The sequence below is a fragment of the Streptomyces sp. BR123 genome, from assembly GCF_013401435.1.
Lineage (GTDB): Bacteria > Actinomycetota > Actinomycetes > Streptomycetales > Streptomycetaceae > Streptomyces.
In genome coordinates, this window is sequence record NZ_JACBGN010000610.1 from 1 (window position 1) to 1,203 (window position 1,203).

General features: G+C 76.8%; 1 protein-coding gene. It reads right to left on the reverse strand.

What is annotated here, in order from left to right:
• Positions 1–72 precede the first annotated feature (72 nt).
• Positions 73–1,056: an NADPH:quinone reductase gene (locus HYE82_RS36630; protein WP_179178537.1), complete on the reverse strand. Its 984-nt coding sequence runs from the start codon at positions 1,054–1,056 to the stop codon at positions 73–75.
• Positions 1,057–1,203: the final 147 nt, after the last annotated feature.

Genomic DNA, 1,203 nt, shown 5'->3' on the forward strand with positions numbered 1-1,203 from the left:
GGCGGAAGGCGAGGCAGGAGCGGGGCGGGGGCGCGCGATGCGTGCGGGCCGAGCGCCCCGACCACGCCGTTCTCAGGACTCCTTGGGCAGCAGGACGACGCGGCTGCCGTGCAGCTCGCCGGCCTCGATGCGCCGGTGGGTCCGCGCGGCGTCGGACAGCGGGGCCCGCTCGATGGAGCGGGCGCGCAGCCGCCCGTTCGCCAGCAGGCGGTTGATCGCGGCGGCCGCCTCGGCGAGTTCGGCGGTGCCGGCGTGCGAGATGACGAAGCCGACGACCGCGCCGTCCTTCATGTAGAGCGGGCCGGCGGGCAGCACGGGCCGGGAGCGGGCGCCGGCGAGGAGGACGATCCGGCCGCGGTGGGCCAGGACCTCCACGGCGGTGGTGAGGTCGTTCGTGCCGGAGGTGTCGATGTGGACGTCGATGCCCTGCGGGGCGGCCCCGCGGATCCGCGGCGCGAGCGCGGGGTCCTTGTAGTCGAGGACCTCGGCCGCGCCGAGGGAGCGGCAGTACTCGGCGTCGCGGGCCGCGGCGGTGGCGATGACCCGGGCGCCGGCCTCGACGGCCATGGTGACCAGGGCGCTGCCGACGTTCCCGGCGGCGCCTGCGACGAGGACGGTCTCGCCGGGGCGGACGCGGCCGTGGGTGAACAGGGCGAGGTAGGCCGTGCCGGCGGGGTGCACGACGGCGACGGCCTCGGCCGCGTCCACGCCGGGCGGCAGGTGGTAGAGCCGGTCGACGGGGACCACGGCCAGCTCGGCGGCGGCGCCCTGGCGGCCGCCGTGGCCGAGGCTGTTGCACCAGACGCGGTCGCCGGCGGCGAACCCGGCGGCGCCGGCGCCGGCGGAGACGACGGTGCCGACGAGGTCGCGGCTGACGGCGAACGGGAAGTCGACGGGGGTGCGGAAGAGCCCGGAACGCACGAAGGTGTCGACCGGGTTGACGGACACGGCCTCGACCTCGACGAGGACGTCCGTGGGTCCGGGGACCGGAGGGGCCATGTCGCCGTAGCGGATGTTCTCGGCGGGGCCCAGTTCTTCGATGAAGGCTGCACGCATGGGCCGATCCTCGCAAGGGGCGTCGGGACGGGGCACCGCTCCGCGCAGGCTTCGTCAACTTCGCGCGGACCGGGGGGGATCGGGCCGAACGAGGGCCGATCGGGTCCGGGACATGCCGAAGGGCCGCCGCGGGGGGGGTGGGCGGCC

Bases quoted from the DNA above. Each gene is read 5' to 3' on its own strand.
- HYE82_RS36630 (WP_179178537.1), bottom strand. From the start codon at position 1,056: ATGCGTGCAGCCTTCATCGAAGAACTGGGCCCCGCCGAGAACATCCGC.